At 61.6% G+C, this 21,260-nt stretch carries 18 protein-coding genes; 11 read left to right on the plus strand and 7 right to left on the minus strand.

Annotated elements, in window-relative coordinates:
• Positions 1-72: 72 nt before the first annotated feature.
• The 7 genes from cmoB to ICY20_RS01970 all read right to left on the minus strand — a co-directional run bounded on the left by cmoB (position 73) and on the right by ICY20_RS01970 (position 7,349).
• Entirely contained in the window at positions 73-1,029 is a 957-nt protein-coding gene (cmoB, locus tag ICY20_RS01940) for a tRNA 5-methoxyuridine(34)/uridine 5-oxyacetic acid(34) synthase CmoB (protein WP_194936815.1), read from the minus strand.
• Positions 1,026-1,769, minus strand: a complete 744-nt coding sequence (gene cmoA, locus ICY20_RS01945; RefSeq protein ID WP_159956889.1) for a carboxy-S-adenosyl-L-methionine synthase CmoA — start codon at positions 1,767-1,769, stop codon at positions 1,026-1,028. The genes cmoB and cmoA overlap by 4 nt, the downstream gene beginning before the upstream one ends.
• A gap of 126 nt (positions 1,770-1,895) precedes the next feature.
• Positions 1,896-2,354 (minus strand): hypothetical protein, encoded by a 459-nt coding sequence (locus ICY20_RS01950; protein WP_194936816.1) that lies wholly within the window; start codon positions 2,352-2,354, stop codon positions 1,896-1,898.
• Positions 2,355-2,468: 114 nt separating this feature from the next.
• The gene (locus ICY20_RS01955; protein ID WP_194936817.1) at positions 2,469-3,125 is read right to left on the minus strand and encodes a lysoplasmalogenase; all 657 of its coding nucleotides are present in this window, start codon (positions 3,123-3,125) and stop codon (positions 2,469-2,471) included.
• Between the two features lies 1 nt (position 3,126).
• Positions 3,127-3,516: a protease inhibitor I42 family protein gene (locus ICY20_RS01960; RefSeq protein WP_194936818.1), complete on the minus strand. Its 390-nt coding sequence runs from the start codon at positions 3,514-3,516 to the stop codon at positions 3,127-3,129.
• Between the two features lie 200 nt (positions 3,517-3,716).
• Positions 3,717-6,137: an endopeptidase La gene (gene lon, locus ICY20_RS01965; protein WP_159956883.1), complete on the minus strand. Its 2,421-nt coding sequence runs from the start codon at positions 6,135-6,137 to the stop codon at positions 3,717-3,719.
• Positions 6,138-6,359: 222 nt separating this feature from the next.
• Positions 6,360-7,349: a GntR family transcriptional regulator gene (locus ICY20_RS01970; RefSeq protein WP_159956881.1), complete on the minus strand. Its 990-nt coding sequence runs from the start codon at positions 7,347-7,349 to the stop codon at positions 6,360-6,362.
• Between the two features lie 337 nt (positions 7,350-7,686).
• Between ICY20_RS01970 and ICY20_RS01975 the strand changes: the two genes are divergently transcribed.
• The 11 genes from ICY20_RS01975 (at position 7,687) to ICY20_RS02025 (ending at position 21,258) form a co-directional block, all read left to right on the plus strand.
• On the plus strand, positions 7,687-9,009 hold the full coding sequence (locus ICY20_RS01975; protein WP_194936819.1) for an amidase: 1,323 nt from the start codon (positions 7,687-7,689) through the stop codon (positions 9,007-9,009).
• Positions 9,010-9,020: 11 nt separating this feature from the next.
• The gene (locus ICY20_RS01980; RefSeq protein WP_003210406.1) at positions 9,021-9,899 is read left to right on the plus strand and encodes a polysaccharide deacetylase family protein; all 879 of its coding nucleotides are present in this window, start codon (positions 9,021-9,023) and stop codon (positions 9,897-9,899) included.
• Between the two features lie 38 nt (positions 9,900-9,937).
• Positions 9,938-11,278 carry an MFS transporter gene (locus ICY20_RS01985; protein WP_122487692.1) on the plus strand — a complete coding sequence of 447 codons (1,341 nt, stop codon included), beginning with the start codon at positions 9,938-9,940 and terminating at the stop codon, positions 11,276-11,278.
• 10 nt (positions 11,279-11,288) lie between these two features.
• Positions 11,289-12,050 (plus strand): SDR family NAD(P)-dependent oxidoreductase, encoded by a 762-nt coding sequence (locus tag ICY20_RS01990; RefSeq protein ID WP_159956877.1) that lies wholly within the window; start codon positions 11,289-11,291, stop codon positions 12,048-12,050.
• 140 nt (positions 12,051-12,190) lie between these two features.
• On the plus strand, positions 12,191-12,940 hold the full coding sequence (locus ICY20_RS01995; protein WP_194936820.1) for an SDR family NAD(P)-dependent oxidoreductase: 750 nt from the start codon (positions 12,191-12,193) through the stop codon (positions 12,938-12,940).
• Between the two features lie 13 nt (positions 12,941-12,953).
• Positions 12,954-13,247 carry a hypothetical protein gene (locus ICY20_RS02000; protein ID WP_105696417.1) on the plus strand — a complete coding sequence of 98 codons (294 nt, stop codon included), beginning with the start codon at positions 12,954-12,956 and terminating at the stop codon, positions 13,245-13,247.
• Positions 13,248-13,355: 108 nt separating this feature from the next.
• Positions 13,356-14,330, plus strand: coding sequence for a CobW family GTP-binding protein (locus ICY20_RS02005; protein ID WP_194936821.1), 975 nt, complete (start codon positions 13,356-13,358; stop codon positions 14,328-14,330).
• Positions 14,327-15,499 (plus strand): ABC transporter substrate-binding protein, encoded by a 1,173-nt coding sequence (locus ICY20_RS02010; RefSeq protein ID WP_159956869.1) that lies wholly within the window; start codon positions 14,327-14,329, stop codon positions 15,497-15,499. The genes ICY20_RS02005 and ICY20_RS02010 overlap by 4 nt, the downstream gene beginning before the upstream one ends.
• A gap of 195 nt (positions 15,500-15,694) precedes the next feature.
• Entirely contained in the window at positions 15,695-18,031 is a 2,337-nt protein-coding gene (locus ICY20_RS02015; protein WP_159956867.1) for a putative bifunctional diguanylate cyclase/phosphodiesterase, read from the plus strand.
• A 211-nt stretch (positions 18,032-18,242) separates the two neighbouring features.
• Positions 18,243-18,926, plus strand: a complete 684-nt coding sequence (locus tag ICY20_RS02020; protein ID WP_159956865.1) for a methylamine utilization protein — start codon at positions 18,243-18,245, stop codon at positions 18,924-18,926.
• Positions 18,910-21,258, plus strand: a complete 2,349-nt coding sequence (locus ICY20_RS02025; protein WP_159956863.1) for a putative bifunctional diguanylate cyclase/phosphodiesterase — start codon at positions 18,910-18,912, stop codon at positions 21,256-21,258. Before ICY20_RS02020 ends, ICY20_RS02025 begins: the two co-directional genes overlap by 17 nt.
• Positions 21,259-21,260: the final 2 nt, after the last annotated feature.

Consider the following 21,260-nt stretch of genomic DNA (forward strand, 5'->3'; position numbering starts at 1 on the left):
CTAACAGATAGCTATCGCAGGCAAGCCAGCTCCCACAGTTTTGATCTCTATTTATTCAGAGAAACCGCACGGTTATTTGCGAGCGATGATCACTGCCCGCATCGGCGCCGGCAGGCCTTCGATGGTTTTGCTGTGGTCTTCTGGGTCGAGGAAATCGCTGAGGGATTGATACTTCATCCACTCCGTACCCCGCTGTTCCTCGACGGTGGTCACGCTCACGTCCACACACCGTATCTCACTGAACCCCGCACGCCGCAGCCACAGCATCAGCGCCGGCACCGAGGGCAGGAACCACACGTTACGCATCTGCGCGTAGCGATCTTCCGGCACCAACACTTGCTGTTGATCGCCTTCGACGACCAAGGTTTCCAATACCAACTCGCCGCCCTTGACCAGGGTGTCTTTCAACGCCAGCAAATGCTCGATGGGCGAGCGCCGGTGGTAGAAAACCCCCATGGAAAACACCGTATCGAAGCCTTCCAGATTCGCCGGCAGGTCTTCAAACGGGAACGGTAAGTGCCACGCTTTAGGCTCGGACAAGTAACGCTGCACTGCCTGGAACTGGCAGAAAAACAACCAATTTGGGTCCACGCCAATCACACTGTCGGCGCCCGCACCCAGCATGCGCCACATGTAATAACCGTTACCGCAGCCCACATCGAGGATGCGCTTACCCTTCAAATTCAAATGCGGCGCAACGCGGGACCACTTCCAGTCCGAACGCCATTCGGTGTCCACGTGCACGCCAAACAGGTGGAACGGGCCTTTGCGCCAAGGGCTCAGGCCCATCAGTGCGGTGTGCATCTGCGCGCGGGTGGCGTCGTCGCAGTCGGTGTCCAGCACCAGGCCGTTCAACAGGTCTACTTCACTGGGCTGGATGGCCGGCAGCGCATCCAAGGCACTCTGCCAACGCTCCAGGTCGCCATGGCCTTTTTCCATCTTGCTATCGAGTTGCGCTTGCAGGCCCTGGGCCCACACGGCCAAAGGAGTGCCGACCAAATGGCGGGCGAGGGGGGAGAGATCAATCATGGCAAGGCAATCAACGAGGCAAAGTTAAGACACTGGAACCACGGCACGACTGTCGAGAACCCGGCCGCCAGCAGGCGTTCGCGGTGTTCTTCGAGGCTGTCGGGCTTCATGACGTTTTCGATGGCGCTGCGCTTCTGGGCGATTTCCAGTTCGCTGTAGCCGTTGGCGCGTTTGAACGCGATATGTAAATCGGTGAGCAGCGCATGTTCTTCGGGATCATTGAAGCGCAGCTTCTCCGAGAGAATCAGCGCACCGCCTGGTAGCAGCGACTGGCGGATGCGCGAGAGCAACGCCAGGCGCTCATCGGGGGCGATAAATTGCAGGGTGAAGTTCAACGCCACTACCGAGGCCGGTGCAAATTGCAAGGCGAGGATATCGCCTTCGATGACCTCGACCGGCAGCAACTCCTGAAACATCGAGTCCTGGCCGTTGAGGTACTCTCGGCAGCGCTCAACCATCGCGGCCGAGTTATCCACAGCGATCACTCGGCAACCGTCGGTGCGCACATGGCGGCGCAACGCCTGGGTGACGGCGCCAAGGGACGAACCCAGGTCGTACAGCACGCTATTGGGCTGGGCAAACTGCGCCGCCAATACACCGAGGTTTTCGACGATGGTCGGGTAACCCGGCACCGAGCGCTTGATCATGTCGGGGAACACCCGCACCACGTCCTCGTTAAAGGCGAAGTCCGGCACCTGGGGCAGGGGCTGGGCGAATAGGCGATCGGGTTCTTTGCTCACGGTTGTTCCGGCGACGAAGGGGAAAGACCGGCATTTTAGCCAAGTTGGCCCTCGCGTGCGCGGGTTGTCAGATCAGTCACGTGATAAATCGCACAGGATTACCACGTGGAATGGTCTGGTTAGCCGTTATGGAAAGAACTCGGCGTAAATAACGGTCTTCCCTTTGAGGCTGATCGATTTTCCTTCCGCGCTTTTTGTGATGACGTCGTAACGAAGTATGAAACGCGTGGAGTACCCAGACCAAGTGGTCTCAATACGGACCTTGCCGCTTTTTGCAAGAAAGTCCGTGCCCTCTGAATCGTCAGCTCGCCCGCGGTACTCCCTGTACAACAATTGGTAAAACAAGCCGTCCGATCCGTCCGCCGAATAGGTACCTGTCGGGATATCTTTGCTAAACGACAGCTCAAGACTTCTATGACTTTGAGGGGAGCTTTTGTTGAGGTCGATGACGAAATCTAGCTGACCGAAGAGTGAGTGCAGTTCGATATGGCTACTTTTGAACTTCGCCGCGTGGGGCGTGGTGAAGTTCGTTTTAGCTGACAGAGAAACTTTATAATCTGCCTCTTCCTGCTCTGTAGTGCTCATGGCCATTCCTTGCGTGTATGTGTCGGGAGCAGCAATTACACTACAGATGGATTTGAGCGGTGAACTGTCATAAATGACAGTGTTTTAGAAGGATTGGATATTACAGTTTTTGGGTTATCTCTTATTCTGCATCTTCAAGACCTGCTGCGATGCAAAGGCCGATGCAGTAATACCCCATTGGCCGAGCCAGTAAGTGGTAATCAGCCAATATGGCGCCGCATCGAACGCTACCACGAACCGATTGATGCCTATGAGCGTGTCGGAAAATACGAACGATGCCGCACCCGCCGCCGCCAATACGGCCGAGCGCTTCGATACGTCGCTGCCCAGTCGTGCCAACGCCCGCCACAGCATGGCGCTGATCACCAGTGCATACACCACCACCGGAATCAGCAAGTCACCCAGGCCGTGGGAGATCAGAATGCTCAACAGGATCGCGCCCACGCCCAGCGCCAATACCAATGGCAAGAGTGCCAACCGACGGCAGTCACTCAAATAGGCCTTCAAGTACGCCAGGTGCGCAAACAAGAAAGCGCCGAGCCCGAAGATAAACAGGTCGCCCGGCCAGGCGAGCAGCACGTCGCCCACCACAGAAAAAATCAGCCCCAGGCTGATCCAGCGTCGATAGTCGGTGGGCGGCGCGTCATGCAGCCAACCCAGCAGTGCCAGCACCGGTAACGGCTTGACCAGCAGGCACAGCAATGTGGCATGAGTGGCCAGGCCGTAGATAAAAGTGCCGGCGCCCATCAATGCAAGAATCAGCCATGGCATATCAGTTCACCGTGATAGCGCAGTCGAAGGTGTCGGCGGGTTCGGCTTCGGGCTCCCAAGGTTGTTGGGAGGTCAGGCGCAAGCGACCCTGGCCTGCGGCGAAGGCCTGGAAGCGCCAGGTGGACTGGCCGCCACCACCGATCACACCGGACTCCGAACTGCTGTAGACCTCGGGGCTCAGTGCGCGCAGCACGCCGCCGGCGGAATCCTGAATAGCCCAGCGGTAGCCGGTGGTGGGGTTGCTGGGTAGGGTGAGGGTCAGGTTTTGGCCCGATTTCAGCTGGAGTGGGCAGGCGCTCTGGCTGTCCACGGTGACGTTTTGCTTCGGCGCACTGGCGCACGCGGCCAGCAGGGCAAGGCTCAAGGGGAGAAGCAGACGGGCAGCGGTCATGGGGGCTCCGTTCATTCACGACGAAGGGCGAGCATAACCGAAGATGAGACAAGGTGTGACAGGAGGGAGTTGCGTTATGGCGGCTGACGCCATCGCGGGCAAGCCCGGCTCCCACAGGGATCGGTGTTGTTCATGACAACACGGTCAACTGTGGGAGGGGGCTTGCCCCCGATGAGGCCAGCCCAGGCGCTACATAACTGTCAGAACAGCACCTTGGCCACATCCGCAAACCGCTTGGCAAAGTGCACGGTCATGCCTTCTTTCAAATACTCCGGCAACTCTTCATAACTGCCCCGATTCGGCTCTGGCAGGATCAGCTCATGAATCTTCTGGCGCCGCGCCGCAATCACCTTCTCACGCACCCCGCCAATCGGCAGTACGTGCCCGGTCAGCGTCAGTTCGCCGGTCATGGCCACGCCTTTTTTCGGCGCCTGGTTACGCGCCAGTGAAAGCAACGCACTGGCCATGGTCACCCCGGCACTCGGGCCGTCTTTGGGCGTGGCGCCTTCCGGCACGTGCAAGTGTACGAAGGCTTCGTCGAAGAACTTCGGGTCACCGCCAAACGACTTCAGGTTCGAGCTGATGTAGCTGTAGGCAATTTCGGCAGACTCCTTCATCACCTCACCCAACTGCCCGGTGAGCTTGAAGCCACGGTTGAGCGTATGGATGCGCGTCGCCTCGATTGGCAAGGTCGCGCCGCCCATGCTGGTCCAGGCCAGACCGGTGATCACACCGGTACCTGAAAGCACCTGCTCATTGCGAAACACCGGCATGCCCAAGGAACTTTCCAGGTCTTTGTTGCCGATCTTGATCACCGAGTCTGGCTCATCGAGCAACTTGACCACCGCCTTGCGCACGAGCTTGCCCAGCTGTTTCTCCAACTGGCGTACCCCGGCTTCACGGGCATAACCGTCGATCAATGCACGCAGGGCGCCATCGCTGATGCTCAGGCTGGTTTTGGCCACGCCGGCTTTTTCCAGCTGTTTTGGCCACAGGTGGCGTTTGGCGATGGCGACTTTTTCTTCGGTGATATAGCCCGACAGGCGAATCACTTCCATGCGGTCCAACAACGGGCCGGGGATCGAGTCCAGGGTGTTGGCGGTGCACACGAACAGCACTTTGGACAGGTCCAGGCGCAGGTCGAGGTAGTGGTCGAGGAATTCGACGTTCTGCTCCGGGTCCAGGGTTTCCAGCAAGGCCGACGCCGGGTCGCCCTGGAAGCTCTGGCCCATCTTGTCGATCTCGTCGAGCATGATCACCGGGTTCATCACTTCAACATCTTTGAGCGCCTGCACCAGCTTGCCCGGCAGGGCGCCGATGTAGGTGCGGCGATGGCCTTTGATCTCAGCCTCGTCGCGCATGCCGCCGACGCTGAACCGATAGAACGGCCGCCCCAGCGACTCAGCGATGGATTTACCCACGCTGGTCTTGCCCACGCCCGGCGGGCCCACCAGCAGCACGATGGAGCCGGCGACTTCGCCTTTGTAGGCGCCCACCGCCAGGAACTCGAGGATACGGCTCTTGATGTCGTCCAGCCCGGCATGGTGTTTATCCAACACCTTGCGGGCGTGTTTGAGGTCGAGTTTGTCCTCGCCGTACACGCCCCAGGGCACCGAGGTGGCCCAGTCCAAATAGTTGCGTGTGACCGCGTATTCCGGCGAGCCGGTTTCGAGGATCGACAGCTTGTTCAGTTCTTCATCGATGCGTTTTTGCGCCTGGGGCGGCAGCACTTTGCCTTCCAGGCGTTGCTCGAACTGTTCCACATCGGCGCTGCGGTCGTCCTTGGTCAAACCCAGCTCTTGCTGGATGACCTTGAGCTGTTCCTTGAGGAAAAACTCGCGCTGGTGCTCGCCGATCTTGCGGTTCACCTCGGCCGACAGTTCTTTTTGCAGGCGCGCGACTTCAACTTCTTTGCGCAGCATCGGCAATACCTTTTCCATGCGTTTGAGCATGGGCACGCAGTCCAGCACTTCCTGCAACTCGTTACCGGTGGCCGAGGTCAACGCAGCGGCGAAGTCGGTGAGGGGTGAGGGGTCGTTGGGGCTGAAGCGGTTGAGGTAGTTCTTCAACTCTTCGCTGTACAGCGGGTTGAGCGGCAGCAGTTCCTTGATCGCATTGATCAGCGCCATGCCGTAGGCCTTGACCTCGTCGGTCGGCTGGGTGGGCTGGTGTGGGTATTCGACTTCCACCAGGTACGGCGGGCGATGATGTTTGAGCCAGGTCTTGATGCGTACGCGGGTCAGGCCCTGGGCGACGAATTGCAGTTTGCCGTTCTCGCGGCTGGCGTGGTGCACCTTTACCAGGGTGCCATACAGCGGCAGGGCGGAGGTGTCGAAGTGCCGTGGGTCTTCAGGTGGTGTTTCCATGAAGAACAGGGCAAGGGAGTGGTGGTCGGACTTGCTCACCAGCTCCAGGGTCTCGGCCCACGGCTCTTCATTGACGATGACCGGCAACACCTGCGCCGGAAAGAACGGCCGATTATGGATCGGGATGATATAGACCTTGTCCGGCAGGTTTTGCCCGGGGAGGGCCAGGCCAGTGTTGGACGAAGGGGTTTCAGCGTTTTCGGGGTCGGCGTAGTCGTTCAAGTCGTAATCAGGGAAGGCTTGCTGGTCGCTCATGGGGCACCTGCATAAGGAAGTATGCAGGTTAGATGGGGCAGGGCGGCGGTGGTTTCAATGGTGGGGGGCAGATAGCAACATATTGCATGATTTTTTAAGAACGCCGCAGGTCCAAATGTGGGAGCGGGCTTGCTCGCGAATGCGGTGGATCAGTCAAAGATGTATCTACTGACACACCGTATTCGCGAGCAAGCCCGCTCCCACATTTTGAATTGTGTTGAGTCAGCTGATTTTGTGGAGGTAGGAGGGGAGTGGTTGTTCCGGTAGAACCGACAACACCTTCAACCGCTGCAACATCCGCTGCCTGGCCCGCTGCAAATGCTCACGCAAATTCAACGCCGCCGCATCAAACGCCCCATGCAGCAATAACTCCAGAATCAACCGATGTTCGGCCAACATCGCCGGATCAGCGCCTATCCCCAGCAACCGGTAGAAAATCCGGCTGATGATCATCGGGCTCTGGCCTTGGCGAATCAGCGCGGCGATCTTGCGGTTCTGTAACCCGGCGAGGCAGCGTTGGTGCAAGTCCTCTTCGATCTGCTCGATGGCCTCCAGGCTGCAATGGGGGCTCTCCTGGGCGTCCAGCACCCGTTGCAACATGGCTTCGAGCAACTCGCGGTCAAGGTTCGGCGCGCTTTGGCGCAGGGCTTCGGGTTCGAGGCAGGCGCGCAGTTCGTAGTCTTCGGTGACTTCTCGTGCCGTTAGCGGGCCGGCCAGCCATTGGGAGTAGGGCTCTTTTTCCACCAGGCCACGGTCGCGCAAGCGCATCAGCGCTTCACGCACCACGGCGCGGCTGACGCCGTAGTGGTCGGCGGCGGCTTGCTCGTCCAGGCGGTAATGGCCGAAGGCAATGCAGGTAGACAGCGCCGCGCCGATCTCTTCGACGATGCGCTCGCCCAAGGGCCGCGTGTCCACCAGTTCATCTTCACCGTTGAGCCCCAGGTGCGTGTGGCTCAACGGCAGGCGCAACGGCTCCATGGCCAGGCCTTCAGGGTTGATCAGGTAACCCCGGCCGTTAAAGCGGCAGATCAAGCCTTCGGCGTGCAGCAGGTCCAGCGCCTTGCGCACCGGCACGCGGCTGGTGCCAAACAATTCAGCCAGCGGGGCTTCGAGTAAAACCAAGCCGTGGCGGGCGGTGCCGTTGACAATCGCGTCACGCAATACCTGGTGAATCATCGCGTAACGGGAGGCCGAGGCGGACACTGCTTTCATCGCTTTCTCAGGGGCTTGTAGGACGGTGGCCGGGGATTCTCTCATAAGTTGCGCCTGTCACCTTGCGCCACATCAGTGGCACTTTTTTGGGGCTCTGAATGTAGGAATGTTACTTTTCTGCACCAAAATGTACTTATTAATAAAAGATACATTATTTCATTGAAAGCGCTCTTCAGCGTTCAGGCAAGAATTTTTTCTAGCGATCAAGACCATCTATCCCGTGGCTCTGGGAGAAATCGCCAAACTACGTTTACCGCCATCGATTCAGGCTGGCACGAAAGCTGCCTTTATTAAATGTACATTTTATTAATATGTACGTTTTGTGAGGGTCATCTTGATGTCAGACGCCACTTCAATGGCCGAGGATTTCGCCAGCGGCCGCAACGACCCGGTGCAAGCCCTCGAACAGGCGCTTGCCCAGGCCGGTCAGTCGGCAGGCGTCTTCATCTCGCTGACCGCCGAGCGTGCCCGCCGTGAAGCCGAAGCCGCCGCCGCCCGCTGGCGCGCTGGCCAGCCATTGAGTGTGTTGGATGGCGTGCCCTTGGCCTGGAAAGACCTGTTTGACGTCGCCGGCAGCATCACCACCGCTGGCGCTGCCTATCGTCGCAACGCGCCCGCCGCCTTGCTCGATGCGCCAAGCGTCGGCTTGTTGTGCCGCGCCGGGATGGTCAGCGTGGGCAAGACCAACCTCAGCGAGCTGGCCTATTCCGGCCTCGGCCTGAACTTGCATTTCGGCACGCCCCACAACCCCCATGGCAGCGATCAACCACGCATCCCGGGCGGCTCGTCCTCGGGTTCGGCCGTGGCGGTGGCGGCCGGGATCGTGCCCATCGCCATGGGCACCGACACCGCCGGCTCGATCCGCATTCCCGCCGCCCTCAACGGCCTGGTGGGCTACCGCAGCAGTTGCCGGCGCTACAGCCGCGACGGCGTATTCCCGCTGGCCCATACCCTCGACAGCCTCGGCCCGCTCACCCGCAGCGTGCGCGATGCGCTGGCCATCGATGATCTGCTCCACGGCCGCCGCCAAACCCACAGCGCTCGCAGCCTCAAGGGCCAGCGCTTTGTGTTGGCGCAACAAGACGTGGAACCTGCCGTGCGCAATAACCTGCTGCGCGCCGTGGAGCAGTTGAAGGCCCAGGGTGCACTGATCGACGAGCGCGAATGCCCAACGTTCCAGGCCGCCCTTGAGCTGATCAGTCAGCACGGCTGGCTCGGTTCGTTCGAAGCCTTCGCCCTGCACCAAGGCTTGCTCGACAGCCCTGACGCCGCACAACTCGACCCCCGCGTACGCCGCCGCCTCGAAGCGGCGCGCACGTTGCCTGCCAGCCAACTGCTGCACCTGATCGACGCCCGCCGCCGCTTGCAACAGCAACTGGTGGACGACCTCGACGGCGCGATCCTGATCACCCCCACCGTCGCCCACGTTGCGCCCGCCTTGGCGCCGCTGGAAGCCGACGATGACCTCTTCGTCAAAACCAACCTCGCCACCCTGCGCCTGACCATGCCCGGCAGTTTGCTGGACATGCCCGGCGTGACCCTGCCCAGCGGCCGCGATGCCCAGGGCCTGCCCACTGGGCTGCTGCTCAGCGCCCCGACGGGGGAAGACGCGCGCCTGTTGCGTGCCGCGTTGTCCGTCGAATCCGTACTTAACGTTTAAGGAGACACATCATGGCTAAAGACATCCTTTGTGCATTTGGCGTCGACGTTGACGCCGTCGCCGGCTGGCTCGGTTCCTACGGCGGCGAAGACTCGCCGGACGACATCTCCCGCGGCCTGTTCGCCGGTGAAATCGGCGCGCCGCGCCTGCTCAAGTTGTTTGAGCGCTACGGCCTGCGCACCACGTGGTTTATTCCCGGTCACTCGATGGAAACTTTCCCCGAGCAAATGAAGGCCGTGGCCGACGCGGGTCACGAAATCGGCGTGCACGGCTACAGCCACGAAAACCCGATTGCGATGACCGCCGAGCAGGAAGAAATCGTGCTCGATAAATCCATCGAGCTGATCACCCAGGTTACCGGCAAGCGCCCAACGGGCTACGTCGCGCCGTGGTGGGAATTCAGCAAGGTCACCAACGAGCTGCTGTTGAAAAAAGGCATCAAGTACGACCACAGCCTGATGCACAACGATTTCCACCCCTACTACGTACGCAAGGGTGATACCTGGACCAAGATCGACTACAGCCAGCACCCCGACACCTGGATGAAACCCCTGGTGCGTGGCGAAGAGACCGACCTGGTGGAGATCCCGGCCAATTGGTACCTGGACGACCTGCCGCCAATGATGTTCATCAAAAAGGCCCCCAACAGCCACGGCTTCGTCAACCCGCGTCACCTCGAAGAAATGTGGCGCGACCAGTTCGACTGGGTCTACCGCGAACACGAACACGCGGTGTTCACCATGACCATCCACCCGGATGTCTCCGGCCGCCCGCAAGTGCTGCTGATGCTTGAGCGTTTGATCGAACACATCCAGAGCCATGCCGGCGTGCGCTTCGTCACCTTTGACGAAATCGCCGATGACTTTATCCGCCGTCAACCGCGTACCTGACCCTTAAAAAAACAGCCCCCACCCCCGAGGCGCGACTCATGTCCATCTACAACAAGCTTGACCTGACTGGCTGGAAACCCCGGCAACTGACCTCCAAGGAGGTACGTTTTGCCACCTGGATCGCGTTTTTCGCCTGGGTGTTTGCGGTGTATGACTTCATTCTTTTTGGCACTTTGCTGCCGGAGATCGGCCGGCACTTTGGCTGGGGTGAAGTGGAGCAAGCCGAGATCGCGACATGGGTTGCCGTGGGCACCGCCGTCGTTGCGCTGGCCATCGGGCCAATCGTCGACAAGTTGGGCCGTCGCAAAGGGATTATCTTCACCGTGGCCGGTTCTGCGCTGTGTTCGGCGTTGACCGCGATTGGCGGCGCATGGGGCAAGTCACCGCTGATTCTGATCCGTTCGCTGGGCGGCCTGGGTTACGCCGAAGAAACCGTCAACGCCACCTATTTGACCGAGCTGTATGGCGCCTCCGAAGACCCGCGCCTGACCAAGCGTCGCGGGTTTATCTACAGCCTGGTGCAGGGCGGCTGGCCGGTGGGTGCTTTGATCGCCGCCGGTTTGACCGCGCTGCTCTTGCCGATCATCGGCTGGCAGGGCTGCTTCATCTTTGCCGCGATCCCGGCGGTGGTGATCGCGATCATGGCGCGCAAGCTCAAGGAGAGCCCGCAGTTCCAGATCCATGAACGCATCAGCCAACTGCGCAAAAGCGGCGCGGTGACCGAAGCGCAAAACGTCGCCGTGACCTATGGCGTGGACTACGACGAACACAGCAAGGCGGGCCTGAAAGCCGCGTTCCGTGGCCCGGCCCGCCGTGCCACTTTGGTGATCGGTGCAGCGTTGTTGCTCAACTGGGCGGCGATCCAGGTGTTCAGCGTATTGGGCACCTCGGTGATCGTCAGCGTGCACCACATCTCGTTCGAGAACTCGCTGATCATTCTCGTGCTGTCGAACCTGGTGGGTTACTGCGGTTACCTCAGCCACGGCTGGATGGGTGACAAGATCGGCCGTCGCAATGTGATCGGCCTGGGCTGGATGCTTGGCGGCCTGGCGTTTGCCGGCATGCTGTTTGGCCCGAGCAATATGGCGATGGTGGTGGGGCTGTACAGCTTGGGCCTGTTCTTCCTGATCGGGCCGTACTCGGCGGCGTTGTTCTTTATCAGCGAGAGTTTCCCGACCAGCATCCGTGCCACCGGTGGCGCGATCATCCACGCGATGGGGCCGATTGGTGCCGTGGTCGCAGGCTTTGGCGCGACTCAGGTGTTGTCTGCCGGCAGCGACTGGCAGACCGCCGCGCTGTGGTTCGGCGCGGTGCCGTGCTTCCTGTCGGGCATGTTGATGTTTGCCGCACGCCATGTGCGTCCGGAAACCGTTCAGTAAGGAGTTTTAGATGAGCCGTAAAGTTGCCTTGATTACCGGTGCCGCCAGCGGCATCGGCCAAGCCCTCGCCGTGGCCTACGCGCGCAACGGTGTGGCGGTGGTCGGCGGGTATTACCCGGCCGATCCCCATGACCCGCAAACCACCGTCACGTTGGTGGAAGAAGCCGGCGGCGAGTGCCTGATGCTGCCGCTGGACGTGGGCAATACCGCCTCGGTGGATGCCCTGGCCGAGCAAGCCGTGCAGCACTTCGGTCGCCTTGATTACGCCGTGGCCAACGCCGGTTTGCTACGCCGTGCGCCGCTGCTGGAAATGACCGACGCACTGTGGGACGAGATGCTCAATGTCGACCTGACGGGGGTGATGCGCACCTTCCGCGCGGCCACGCGACATATGCACGAAGGCGGCGCGCTGGTGGCAATCTCGTCGATTGCTGGCGGCGTGTATGGCTGGCAGGAACACAGCCACTACGCGGCGGCCAAGGCCGGTGTGCCGGGGTTGTGCCGCTCGCTGGCGGTGGAATTGGCTGCCAAGGGCATTCGCTGCAATGCGGTGATTCCGGGGTTGATCGAGACGCCGCAATCGTTGGATGCGAAGAATTCGCTGGGGCCGGAAGGTTTGGCCAAGGCTGCGCGGGCAATCCCGTTGGGCCGGGTAGGGCGGGCGGATGAAGTGGCGTCGTTGGTGCAGTTTTTGACCAGTGAGGCGTCGAGTTATCTGACTGGCCAAAGCATCGTGATCGATGGCGGCCTGACCGTGCGCTGGCCAGACTAACGGGTGTACCTCATCCAAATGTGGGAGGGGGCTTGCCCCCGATAGCGGTGTGTCAGTCACAGGTGTTTTATCTGAAACACTGCCATCGGGGGCAAGCCCCCTCCCACATTGGAACTGTGTTTGCTGTAGGAGATGTGTATATGCCTCAACTCATTAACCGCCGCGCCGTCATCACCGGCGCCGGCAGCGGCATCGGTGCCGCCATCGCCCGCGCCTACGCCGTCGAAGGCGCCCGCCTGGTGCTGGCCGACCGCAACGCCGCCAGCCTCGCCGAAACCGCGATCACCTGCCGCAACCTCGGCGCCGAGGTGTTCGAATGCCTGGGCGACGTCGGCACCGTTGAAGGCGCCCAGGCCAGTGTGGACAAATGCGTCGAACACTTCGGCGGCATCGACATTTTGGTCAATAACGCCGGCATGCTCACTCAGGCGCGTTGCGTCGACCTCACCCTCGAGATGTGGAACGACATGTTGCGCGTTGACCTCACCAGCGTCTTCATCGCTAGCCAGCGCGCTTTGCCCCATATGCTCGCGCAACGTTGGGGGCGGATTATCAACGTGGCGTCCCAATTGGGCATCAAGGGCGGTGCTGAACTCACCCATTACGCCGCCGCCAAGGCTGGCGTGATCGGCTTCACTAAATCCCTGGCGTTGGAAGTGGCCAAGGACAATGTGCTGGTCAATGCCATCGCCCCAGGCCCCATTGAGACACCGTTGGTGGGCGGCATCAGCGACGACTGGAAACGCGCCAAGGCCAAGGAGTTGCCCCTGGGCCGCTTCGGCCTGGCCGATGAAGTGGGGCCCACCGCCGTGCTGCTGGCCAGCGAACCGGGCGGCAACCTGTTTGTCGGCCAGACCTTGGGCCCGAACTCCGGCGATGTCATGCCATGAGCGGGGTGTAGCCATGTGCGGACTCTGCGGGTTGCTCGGCGAAGACCTGCACTGGAGCGACCCCCTGGGCGATGAGTTGCCCAGGCGCCGCGAACGCTTGCGCCGGATAGCGGCGATCAACCAGGTGCTGGCGGTGTTCCGGCTCAAGGTCGAGGACTTCCAGGGCGCTTCATACCTGTTGCTCGGGGCCACCGGCAAGCAGGAACTGGCTAGTGGGTTGGATCAACTCTGGCAAGCCGCCGAAACCATGCTCGGCCGCCCGCTGGACCCCCTCGACCCCCAACTGCTCGACCATCTTGAACACTGACTGTGGCGAGGGAGCTTGCTCCCGCTGGGCTGCGCAGCGGCCCCAAAAGCTTGGGAGCGCTGCGCACTCCAGCGGGAGCAAGCTCCCTCGCCACAATGAGAGACGACTATGAGTATTGCGCTGAACGTCATCACCGGCTTCCTCGGCAGCGGCAAGACCACCTTGCTCAAGCGCCTGCTGCAAGGCGAAAGCCTCGGCGACACCGCGCTGCTGATCAACGAATTCGGCGACATCGGCATCGACCATCTGCTGGTGGAAGAAGTCGCACCCGACACCGTGCTGCTGCCCAGCGGCTGCGTCTGCTGCTCGATACGCGGCGAGTTGAAAGACGCGCTGCTCGGTCTGTTGCAACGCCGCGAGCGCGGTGAAATTCCTGCATTCAAACGCGTGATCCTGGAGACCACCGGCCTGGCCGACCCGGCGCCGATTCTCGCCACGTTGAACAATGACGTGCAACTGCGCGGGCGCTTTCATATCGGCCTGGTGGTCACCCTGGTGGACGCCAGCCACGCCGCCTTGCAAGAACGCCTGCACCCGGAGTGGCTGGCCCAGGTCGCAGCGGCAGATCGCCTGCTGCTGAGCAAGACCGACCTGGCCGGCGATTGCACGGCATTGCGCGCGCACTTGCAGGCGCTGAATGCCGGTACGCCGATCCTCGATACCCATGCTATCCACAGCGGCGACCAACTGTTACTCGGCGAAGGTTTGCGCAGCGCCGAGCCCACCGTCGAGGTCAACCGCTGGCAACTGCATCGATCCACCACGGCCACCCATGGCGCCGCGCAAGTGTGCAGCCTGACCTTCGACCAGCCACTGGACTGGGTCGGTTTCGGGGTGTGGTTGTCGATGCTGTTAAGATGCCACGGCGAACGAATCCTCCGGGTCAAAGGACTGCTCAACGTGAACGCCAGTAACGCCCCCATCGTCATCCATGGTGTGCAGCATTGCCTGCACGCGCCGGTGCACCTGCCTGCATGGCCGGGCACTGATCGGCAATCGCGCCTGGTGTTTATCCTGCGTGGCCTCGACCCTGCGCTGCTGCGCCGTTCGTTTGAAGCCTTCTCGCGGCGGTTCGCGGCATGATCACCTTGCGCGTGCTGGGCACTTCGGTGACTTTGTTGGAATGCCTGCGTGTGCGGGCTGAGCAGGAGCTGGGCATTCGCTTGGTGTATCAGGTGCATGACGTCGAACAGGCCCAGCGCATTGCGGTGATGCAGCCCGACAGCTACGACCTGTACGACCAGTGGTTCCACAATGTCGACTTCGTGTGGCCGGCGCGGGCGATCCAACCCATCGACACCCGGCGCATTGCGCTGTGGCACGAGATCAACGACTTGCCCAAGCGCGGGCGCCTTTCACCCAGTGACCGCCTTGGCGGCGGTAGCGTGCCCAGCGAGCGCCTGTTCGTGCAGCACGATGGCAGCCTCGCCAGCACCGTGACCGAGCGCATCAGCATGCTGCCCCTGACCCACAACGCCGACAGCTTTGCCTACCGCCCCGAGCGTTTGCCCGAAGGTTTTTGCCACGGCAATGAAAGCTGGGGCTGGCTGCTCGACCCGGCCTGGAGCGCCCGCACGGCCTTGCAGAGTGACGCCGCCATCGGCGCGCTGGATGCCGCACTGGCGGTGCAGGGCGCGGGGCTGGCGCAGTTCAACGACATCGGCAACATGAGCATCGAGGAGATCGACGTGCTCGCCGACATCCTGGTTCGCAAGCAGAAAGAGGGCCACTTCGCAGCGTTCTGGTCCGATGACGAAGAGGCGGCGCAATTGATGCTCAGCCCCAGCATCGATATCCAGAGCCTGTGGTCGCCGACCTTGATGCGCCTGCACCGTGCCGGGGTCAAATACCGTTTGGCGGTGCCGCGTGAAGGCTATCGCGCCTGGTTTGGCGGCTTGTCGCTGTCGCGGCATGCTCAAGGCCCGGTGCTGGATGCGGCGTATGCCTATTTGAATTGGTGGCTGTCCGGTTGGCCCGGCGCGGTCATGGCGCGCCAGGGTTACTACATCGGCAACCCGGCCCGTAGCCGTGACCACCTCAGCAGTGCCGAGTGGGACTATTGGTACGCCGGCAAACCTGCGCGCGAAGAGTTATTGGGCAGTGATGGTTTGCCGCTGATCGATATCGGCGAAGTGCGCGACGGTGGTTCGTACGAACAGCGCATGGGCCACATCGCGGTGTGGAACTCGGTGATGGATGAACACAACTATTTAGTGCGGCGCTGGGGGGACTTTATGCGGGCCCGCGGCTGATGATTGTCGCCAATAAAATGGCAGTAAAATCCCCGGTTTTATTGGGTGCACATATGGCTTGTCCCAGCTAATCTGCTCTAACCGAATATTCCACTCAAATGGATATTTTTTTGACGGTTGGTCAGATTGCCAGGAAAGCATATGACAAAGGGACCTAGTGGCGCAGAGCGGCGAGCGGTGTCCAGGGGCACGGCAATGAGATGGCGCCATACGTTCCAGACCCGTATCGCCGGGGTGCTGGCGCTGTTGCTGTTGGTGGTGGTCGCCGCCACCTACTTCGCGGTCAAGGTCGCCACTACCCGTGCGGTGGAAAACCAGGCACAAGTCCAATTGAAAACCGGTAGCCAGGTGTTCGAGCGCCTGCTGGACCTGCGTGGGCGCCGCCTGCAATACGGGCTGGACTGGCTCACCGTCGATATCCCGTTCAAACACGCCGTGGCCGAGGGCAACCCCGTGTCGATCCTGGCGGCCCTGCGTCGGCACGGCACCGGTATTCGGGCCAGTGAAGTGTTTGTGTTGGGCCTGGATGGCAAGGTCGTGGCCAGCACCTTGCCGGTGTTTGCCCGCGACCAGTTGTTCCCCTATGGCGACGCCCTGCGCCAAGCCCGGCGCAGGGGTTTGCAGATGCTCATCGTGGCCATGGACGAGCGCCCGTATCTGTTGGTGCAGGATGAAGTGCTCGACCCGATGCCTATTGCGCGCGTCGTGATGGGCTTTCCCATGGACAAACTGTTTGCCGATGAACTGCGGTCCATGAGCAGCCTGGAGGTGTCCTTCCTCAGCGTTCAGAACGACCGCCCCGGCCCGTTGTACAGCACCCAGCCGGATGCTTACCAGGCCACCCTCATCAGCCTGCTGCGTGATAAACACATCAACCCTGAGGCGCAGATCAACCTGTTCTATGGCCAGCGAGTACTCAGCCAAGTGTTGCCGCTGGCCAATACCGACGATGGCGATGAAGTGCGGGTGCTGCTGCAAAGCCCGCTGGACCATGCGCTGGAATCCTTTGCGCCGCTCGACCGGCAATTTTTGGGGATCGCCCTGGCGGTGCTGCTGGTGTCGCTGGCCGGCGCATTGTTTTTGGCGCGGCGCGTGTCGCGCCCGCTCACGGCCTTGGTAGAGGCGGCCGAGCGTATTGGTGCCGGTGACTACCGCACTCCGGTGCGGGTGCGCAGCAATGATGAATTCGGCTTGCTCGCCCGCGCCTTCAACGCGATGCAAAGCGGCATCGCCGTGCGTGAACGGCAACTGGCCCACAACGCCCTGCATGACCCACTGACCGGCCTGCCCAATCGCGCGCTGGCCATGGAGCGCCTGGGCAGTGCGATCAGCGCGCGCCGGCCCGTGGTGTTGCTGTACCTGGGCATCGAGAACTACCGAGTGATCAACGAAGGCTTCGGCCCCGAGGGCGTTGAAGAGATGCTGCGCGAAGCCAGCCGTTGTTTGGCCATGAGCCTGTTGGCCAGTGACACGGCGGCACGTATCGCTGGCAGTGAGTTCCTGGTGTTACTGGAAAACACCGAGATCGACCGCGCGGTGGCCCGTGCCGACCGCCTCTACGCGCTGCTCACCGAACCCCAGCGCATCGGCAATGACGAGGTGCGCCACGAGGTGAGCATAGGCATTGCCGCTTACCCGGCTGACGGCCAACAGGTGGAAGAGTTGATCAACCGTGCCGCCATCGCCCGGCATGATGCCGCGAGCCTGCCTGGGCATTTGCAGATCTACCAACAGGATCGCGACCTGGCCCACCAGCGCCAGATCACCTTGATCCGTGACCTGCGGCGCGCCGTTGTGGAGGGCGAATTATTCCTGTGCTACCAGCCAAAACTCGACCTCAAGAACGGTCACGTTCGCCAGGCCGAGGCGTTGTTGCGCTGGCAGCACCCGACGCTGGGGCAGGTGTCGCCGGCCGAATTCATCCCACTGGCCGAACGCACCGGCAGCATGGGCGGCCTGACCTTGTGGGTGATCGAAGAAGCCGTGCGCCAGATTGCCGAGTGGGCGCAGCGCGGTCTGCTTATCCAGCTGTCGGTGAATATCTCGGTGGACGACCTGGCCGATGATGACTTGGCGATTCGCGTCACCGCCTTGTTGATGCAGTACCAGGTGGAGGCGGAGCAATTGATCTTCGAAATCACCGAAAGCGCGATCATGCATAACCCGCAGCAAGCCCTCAGCGTGCTGGAGCAACTGCGCGGTTGTGGCATCAGCCTGTCGGTGGATGACTTCGGCACCGGCTATTCATCGCTCGCGCAATTGCAGCGTTTGCCGGTGCAGGAACTGAAGATCGACCAGTCCTTTGTGCGCAACCTCGACAGCACCAGCGGCGATGGGGTGATCGTGCGCTCCACGATTGAGATGAGCCACAACCTGGGGCTCAAGGTGGTGGCCGAAGGGGTGGAGTTCGCACCGAGCCTCAAGCTCCTCAAGTTATGGAACTGCGACACCGCCCAGGGCTACCTGATCAGTCGGCCATTGACCGCCATGGCATTTGAAATGTGGATGCGTCGCGAGCGGGTACCCCTCTAGAAAAGGCCTTGGTATTGCCTACAGATTTTTTGGCTGGGGCCGATATCTCCTACAAGGCTTGACCGTTTGCATAGGTTTTTACCGACCAGCGGTCGTAGCTCGTTGCAAATTCAATGGTGGCAATTTGCCTTGTTTGCGTCATCATCTGTGCCGTTACCGTCGTTGTGTGCCAAGGCAGGCCGTCTTTTTTCTATTGCCGTGCGGACCCTTGATGAATCGAATTTTTCTGCAGTTTTCCTTCGCCGCCGTGATGTTGTGCGCCCATGACGTGGCCGGCGCAGCAACGCTTGACGTGTTGATGCGCCAGGCCGACCAGACACCGGTCAGCGACGCCGTGATTACCCTGCAAGGCCCGGTGGGCACGCCCGCCGGTACACTCAAGGCCGACATGGACCAACGCGACCAGAAGTTCGCCCCCCATGTGTTGGCGGTGCACACCGGCACTCAGGTGCGCTTCCCCAACGGCGACAACATTCGCCATCAGGTCTACTCATTCTCCGCCGCCAAGCGCTTTGAACTGCGCCTGTACGAAGGCACGCCAACCGACCCGTTGCTGTTCGACAAACCTGGCGTGGTGGTACTGGGCTGCAATATCCACGACTGGATGCTCGGCTACATCTACGTGACCGACGACCCGCGCTTCGGCGTCAGCGATGCCCAAGGCCGCGTGCGCCTGAGCGACCTGCCGGCCGGTGCCTATCACGTCACCCTGTGGCACCCGCAACTGGCTGATATGCAGCCTCTGGACGGTGGCACCTTGAACATTCCCGCCACCGGCCTGAGCCACACCGTGCAGTTGAGCCTGGAGCCGCCGTCGGCTGACTTGCCACCCGCACCCACGCCGACCGCGTTTGGCGATGCCTTCAATCGAGCCGCCCGTGAAACTGCGCAGTAGTTTCCAGGCGCGTGTCGCCAGTGTGTTGATCCTGCTGTTGCTGGTGGTGATCGGTGCGCTGTACTTCAGCGTGAAAGCGGCCACCAGCGACGCCGTGCGCGGCCAGGCCAAGGCGCAGTTGGATGTGGGAGCGCGGGTCTTCGAGCGCTTGCTCGATGTGCGCGGTCGGCGCTTGGCCGATGGTGTGCAACTGTTGGCGGCAGACTTCGGTTTTCGCGACGCGGTGGCCAGCGGCGATTCGGCGACCATGCGCTCGGTGTTGCTTAACCACGGCAAGCGCATCAATGCCAGCGACATGATCCTGCTGGGCATGGACGGCACCGTTCTGGCCAGCACCCTCGACGATGTACCCGAGGGCTCGACCTTTCGTTATGACCAGGCGCTGCGCGATGCCCGGCGCAATCGCCAGGCCATGTTGATGGTGCCGCTGCAAGGCATGCCGCACTTGTTGGTCGAAGCGCCGGTGCTGGCGCCGCTGCCAATCGCCCGGGTGGTCATGGGCCTGCGCATGGACACCGCGTTCGCCGAAGAACTGCGCTCGCTGAGCAATCTGGAAGTGTCGTTCCTGAGCATTGATCGTCAGCAGCCGGGCGAGTTGGTCAGCACTCAGCCTCAGGTACTGCGCGACAGCATTGCCAGCCTGATGCGGGGGGAAGGCACCCGCCACGGCGTGTCGACCACCGAACACCAGGACCACAGTTTTCTCAGCCAATCGCTGGTGTTGGCCAGTAACGCCGACGGTCAGGTTCTGGCGTTGCTGCAAAGTCCGCTGGACGCGGCGATGCAGGCGTTCGTGCCGCTGGACGAGAAGATTCTGGGCATTGCCTTGATCGCGCTGATTGCCTCATTGATCGGTGCCTTGTTATTGGCGCGTGGGGTGTCGCGACCCGTTCAGGCCCTGGCGCTGGCGGCAGAACGTATCGGCCAGGGCGACTATCACACGCCTGTCACCCTGGAGCGTAGCGATGAGCTGGGGCGTTTAGCGTTGGCGGTCAATTCGATGCAAAGCGGCATCGCCGAGCGCGAGTTGCAACTGGCGCACAACGCCCTGCATGACCGTCTCACCGGGTTGCCCAACCGCGCATTGGTCATGGAGCGCCTGGGCAGTGCCATCGCCACGCAACGGCCGATGGCGTTGATCTACCTGGGTATCGACAACCTGCGCGCCGCCAGCGAAACCGCCGGGCTCGATGCGGTCGATCAGTTGTTGCTGCAAACCAGCCGCCGCCTGGAGGCCGTATTGCGCCCCGGAGATACCCTGGCGCATTTGATTGCCGACGAATTTCTCTTGCTGCTCGATGGCGCGGGCAGCGATGAAGCGGTGGGCATGGCCGACAAACTGCAGCAGTTGCTGCTGCGTCCGCAGCGCATCAACGGCCACGACCTCGCGCTCGATTGCCGCTTGGGCATCGCCGCGTACCCGGCCGATGGCGAAAGCGCACACACCTTGCTTGAACGTGCGGCCATTGCCATGAAAGACGCCGCGCAAATGCCGGGCCGCCTACAGATCTACGAGCAGGGCCGCGACCTCGCGCACCGCCGCCAGATCACCCTGATCCGCGACCTGCGCCACGCACCGAGCCAAGGCCAGCTGCTGCTGCATTACCAACCCAAGCTGGATATCCGCCAAGGCCACGTGCGCCAGGCCGAAGCCTTGCTGCGTTGGCAGCACCCGCAGTTCGGCATGGTCTCGCCGGCTGAATTCATCCCCCTGGCCGAGCGCTCGGGCAGCATTCAATTGCTGACCCACTGGGTGATCGAAGAGGGCATTCGCCAGCTCTGTGAATGGAACCGGCGCGGCTTGTACTTGCAGCTCTCGCTGAATATCTCGGCAGACGATTTGCTGGGTGATGAGCTGGCTCATCGGGTCTCGGCATTGTTGCGACGCTATAACTTGCCGGCTGAGCAACTGCTGTTCGAGATCACCGAAAGCGCGGTGATGCGCGAGCCGCAAAAGGCCCTGAAAGTCCTGCACCTGCTGCGTGACTGCGGCATCAGCCTGTCGGTGGATGACTTCGGCACCGGCTATTCATCGTTGGCGCACCTCAAGCGCCTGCCGGTGCAAGAGCTGAAGATCGACCAATCGTTCGTGCGCAACCTTGATGAAACCAGTGAAGACGCGGTGATCGTGCGTTCCACTATCGAGATGAGCCACAACCTGGGCCTCAAGGTGGTCGCCGAGGGCGTTGAGTACGCCCACAGCCTGCGCCTGCTGGAGCGCTGGCAGTGCGACACGGCCCAGGGTTACCTGATCAGTCGGCCCTTGAGCGCCGACGCTTTCGAAGCCTGGGTGGCGTTGCCCCTCAGTGCACAAACTTCCCTGGTTCATTGAGT

Source organism: Pseudomonas pisciculturae (genome assembly GCF_015461805.1).
Taxonomy (GTDB): Bacteria; Pseudomonadota; Gammaproteobacteria; order Pseudomonadales; family Pseudomonadaceae; genus Aquipseudomonas; species Aquipseudomonas pisciculturae.

Excerpts from the sequence above, each read along its gene's own strand:
- ICY20_RS01980 (WP_003210406.1), top strand. The coding sequence starts at position 9,021 with ATGGCTAAAGACATCCTTTGTGCATTTGGCGTCGACGTTGACGCCGTC.
- ICY20_RS02015 (WP_159956867.1), top strand. The coding sequence starts at position 15,695 with ATGAGATGGCGCCATACGTTCCAGACCCGTATCGCCGGGGTGCTGGCG.
- ICY20_RS02010 (WP_159956869.1), top strand. The coding sequence starts at position 14,327 with ATGATCACCTTGCGCGTGCTGGGCACTTCGGTGACTTTGTTGGAATGC.
- lon (WP_159956883.1), bottom strand. The coding sequence starts at position 6,137 with ATGAGCGACCAGCAAGCCTTCCCTGATTACGACTTGAACGACTACGCC.
- ICY20_RS01975 (WP_194936819.1), top strand. The coding sequence starts at position 7,687 with ATGTCAGACGCCACTTCAATGGCCGAGGATTTCGCCAGCGGCCGCAAC.
- ICY20_RS01950 (WP_194936816.1), bottom strand. The coding sequence starts at position 2,354 with ATGAGCACTACAGAGCAGGAAGAGGCAGATTATAAAGTTTCTCTGTCA.
- ICY20_RS01970 (WP_159956881.1), bottom strand. The coding sequence starts at position 7,349 with ATGAAAGCAGTGTCCGCCTCGGCCTCCCGTTACGCGATGATTCACCAG.
- cmoB (WP_194936815.1), bottom strand. The coding sequence starts at position 1,029 with ATGATTGATCTCTCCCCCCTCGCCCGCCATTTGGTCGGCACTCCTTTG.
- ICY20_RS02005 (WP_194936821.1), top strand. The coding sequence starts at position 13,356 with ATGAGTATTGCGCTGAACGTCATCACCGGCTTCCTCGGCAGCGGCAAG.
- ICY20_RS02020 (WP_159956865.1), top strand. The coding sequence starts at position 18,243 with ATGAATCGAATTTTTCTGCAGTTTTCCTTCGCCGCCGTGATGTTGTGC.
- ICY20_RS01955 (WP_194936817.1), bottom strand. The coding sequence starts at position 3,125 with ATGCCATGGCTGATTCTTGCATTGATGGGCGCCGGCACTTTTATCTAC.
- ICY20_RS01990 (WP_159956877.1), top strand. The coding sequence starts at position 11,289 with ATGAGCCGTAAAGTTGCCTTGATTACCGGTGCCGCCAGCGGCATCGGC.
- ICY20_RS02000 (WP_105696417.1), top strand. The coding sequence starts at position 12,954 with ATGTGCGGACTCTGCGGGTTGCTCGGCGAAGACCTGCACTGGAGCGAC.
- ICY20_RS01960 (WP_194936818.1), bottom strand. The coding sequence starts at position 3,516 with ATGACCGCTGCCCGTCTGCTTCTCCCCTTGAGCCTTGCCCTGCTGGCC.
- ICY20_RS01985 (WP_122487692.1), top strand. The coding sequence starts at position 9,938 with ATGTCCATCTACAACAAGCTTGACCTGACTGGCTGGAAACCCCGGCAA.
- ICY20_RS01995 (WP_194936820.1), top strand. The coding sequence starts at position 12,191 with ATGCCTCAACTCATTAACCGCCGCGCCGTCATCACCGGCGCCGGCAGC.